This is a genomic window from Xanthobacter sp. BG11Y11_SDJG, from assembly GCF_057364445.1.
The window spans coordinates 1-2,861 of sequence record NZ_JBNFNU010000479.1; the positions used below are offsets into that span (position 1 = coordinate 1).

The window sequence follows — 2,861 nt, forward strand, 5'->3', positions numbered from 1 at the left end:
CGGGCGCGGCGATGTATGCGCTCGCCGGCCGCGGCACCCTGCGCGGCGAGGCGACCCACGCCGCCGCGGCCAGCGAGGGCGAGGCGGTGTGACCGGCGATCGGACCGGGGGATCGCGCCAAACGGTGGTTCCATCCGGCCGGATCGCACACTAGAGTATGGACGGTTCCGGCTGGGGGCGCATGGGCGCCCTGGCCACAACAGCTCAGCCCCCTCCCGGGAGATCGATGCGGTTATGAAGATCGAGACGACGAGCTCGGCAACCAGGTGACGCTCGCGGCTCTCGCGGGGCGGCTGGACATTGCCGGCGCCGGGGCCGTGGAGGCCCAGTTCGCGGCGGCGGCGCGCGAGGCCAGCGTGATGGTGGTGGACCTCAGCGGCGTGACGTTCCTCGCCTCCATCGGCATCCGCCTGCTGCTCGCCAACGCCAAGGCGCTGACCCGCCGCAACGGGCACATGATCCTTTACGGCTGCGATCCGCAGGTGGAAAAGGTGCTGCGCTCGACCGGCGTCGACCAGTTGATCGCCATCGTGGCGACGCGGGAGGAAGCGGTCGGCCGGGCGGGGACCCTCGTTCCCGGCGGTGGGCCGGCCTAAGTTCCTGAAATGACATCCCCTCCCGCAGCCGGTCCCGTGCTTTCCGAGCTGCGGATCGACGCGAGCATCGATGAGATCGGGCGGGCGACCTCCTGGCTCGGCGACCTCGCCGAGGCCGGGGACTGGCCGCAGTCCGCGCGCTTCGGCCTGGAGCTGAGCCTCGAGGAGGCGCTCACCAACGTCATCTCCTATGGCTTCGTCGGCGTGGACCATGCCCCCGACATCCGCATCGAATGCTGGCGCACGCCGCAGGACCGGATCGCCGTGCGCATCCGCGACAACGGCGTCCCCTTCGATCCGACCACCCTCGCCGACCCGACGGTTCCCGCCTCCATCGAGGACGCCAAGATCGGCGGCCACGGCGTGCAGCTCATGCGCAACTTCCTGGAGAGCCTCTCCTACGAGCGCGCCGACGGCGAAAACCGGCTGACCTGGTGGGGAAGGCGGACGAGGAGGGCTGATCGGCTCGAGTGCTTGAGGGCGGTTGATAAATACGCCTCTGTCACTTTGCACCCAGCCCCGTTTCCGGACCTCGACCCGTGATATCAGTATGATCAGAGAGTGACATTTGGGGCGTCGGGATGTCTGGCGGCTACGAAAAATTGCCCGGACCGCGGTATACGGTCGAGCGGACTCGCACCGGCCAGACCCTACGTATCAGGGCTCAGAGGCCGATCGGTACAATCCTGTTTCTTCTGTTCTGGCTGGGCGGCTGGACCGTCGCCGGCGTCGCGACAATGGGCGCGGTGATCAAGGAGTTCCATCCATTCCTGGCATTCTGGCTCTGCGCGTGGGCGGTCGGATGGGTGGCCGCCGCCAACGCCCTGGCCTGGATGCTCTTCGGCTCGGAGACGCTGACGGTCGCAGGGCGCGATTTGGAGATTGCCTATCACGTCGGCCCCTTTTCCAGGCGAAAGCTCTATCGCGGCATGGACATTCGCAATCTGAAGCTGGACGCTTCGAGGGCAGGTTTCGGCCCGTCATTCCCTTTCGGCGGCGTGGCGAAAACCGGCATGATCTCGTTCGACTATGGGGCACAGACCGTTCGCGTCGCGTCGGGCCTCAGCGAGGCCGAGGCCCGGATGACGTGCAGCAGATCGGCAGGGGGCTGCCGGGAGGCGCGCTCGAATCGGTGCCGTCCGGCGGGGGTTAGCTGCCGCTCGCGTCCGGGGCCTCCCACGACTCGGCGCGGAGTATCCATCCCTATCGTCCGTGGGCGCGTTCGTCACCGCTCTGTGTTCGCAATGTAAAACGAAATCAAGTGTTTTGAACTGTAGTCCAAACGACATCGAATTTTCACATACTGCGCCCTCCGCGTGGCCCGGCACGGGCCGCGCGCGCAATGCCGCACCGCGCGCGCGGTGCGTCGTGGGGGGAGCGCACGACCGGCCGGTGGAGCCGGGGGTGGGCCAAAAGAGGAAGTCTGCATGATGGTGGTGGTTCTGGCGGAGATCCTGGCGGGGCTCGGCCTGTTGTTCTTCGGGCTGAAGACCATGTCGGGGCACCTGCAAAGCGCCACCGGCCGGCGGGTGCGCCAGCTCTTGCGCAGCGCCACGCGCTCGCCGCTCACCGGCCTCGTCAGCGGCATGGTCGCCGGCGCCGCGACCCAGTCCTCCAACGCGGTGGCGCTGATCTGCGGCAATCTGGTGCGCGGCGGCGTGTTCTCCACCCGCGACGCCATCCCGGTGGTGGCGGGCGGCAATGTGGGCACCGCGGCGCTGGTGTTCGTCGCCGCCTTCGATTTCCGGCTGGTGGTCTTTTATCTCCTGGCGCTGGTGGGCTTCGGCTTCCATTTCAAGCTCGATCGCCGGCCGGCCTTGAAGGAATGGCTGTGGGTGGCGCTCGGCCTGACCTTGGCGCTGCTCGGGCTCGACCTGATCAAGCAGGGCCCGCGCGATCTCGACGTGGCGATGATCGCGCAGGCGCTGCAAGATGGCATGGCGCCCTGGATGGGCTTCGCCATCGGCATGGCCGCGGCGGGGCTGTGCCAGTCTTCTTCCACCCCCACCATCCTGGCGCTGGCCCTGATTCAGGTGGGCCTGCTCGGCCTGGAGGACGCCTTCTTCATCGTGCTCGGCGCCAATCTCGGCTCCGGTCTGGCGACCTTGGCGTCGTCGGGCGATCTGGAGGGAACCGGGCGCCAGCTTTGTTATGTCCACATCCTGGTGAAGGCGATCGGCTGCACTGTGCTGCTGGGCGCCTGGATCGCCGTGGCGCTGGCCGGCGGCGATCCCGAGGCGGCGCTGGCGGCGGCGCGGGACGGCT

4 protein-coding genes are annotated in these 2,861 nt (G+C 68.2%); all 4 read left to right on the plus strand.

What is annotated here, in order from left to right; all coding sequences use genetic code 11:
- Nucleotides 1–266: 266 nt before the first annotated feature.
- Nucleotides 267–596, plus strand: a complete 330-nt coding sequence (locus tag AC2W7M_RS23170; RefSeq protein ID WP_486135261.1) for an STAS domain-containing protein — start codon at nt 267–269, stop codon at nt 594–596.
- Between the two features lie 36 nt (nt 597–632).
- The gene (locus AC2W7M_RS23175; protein ID WP_486135263.1) at nt 633–1,139 is read left to right on the plus strand and encodes an ATP-binding protein; all 507 of its coding nucleotides are present in this window, start codon (nt 633–635) and stop codon (nt 1,137–1,139) included.
- 38 nt (nt 1,140–1,177) lie between these two features.
- Nucleotides 1,178–1,846, plus strand: a complete 669-nt coding sequence (locus AC2W7M_RS23180; RefSeq protein ID WP_486135264.1) for a hypothetical protein — start codon at nt 1,178–1,180, stop codon at nt 1,844–1,846.
- A gap of 177 nt (nt 1,847–2,023) precedes the next feature.
- Nucleotides 2,024–2,861 (plus strand): Na/Pi symporter (locus AC2W7M_RS23185; protein WP_486135266.1); only part of this gene is annotated, 838 nt, incomplete at its 3' end.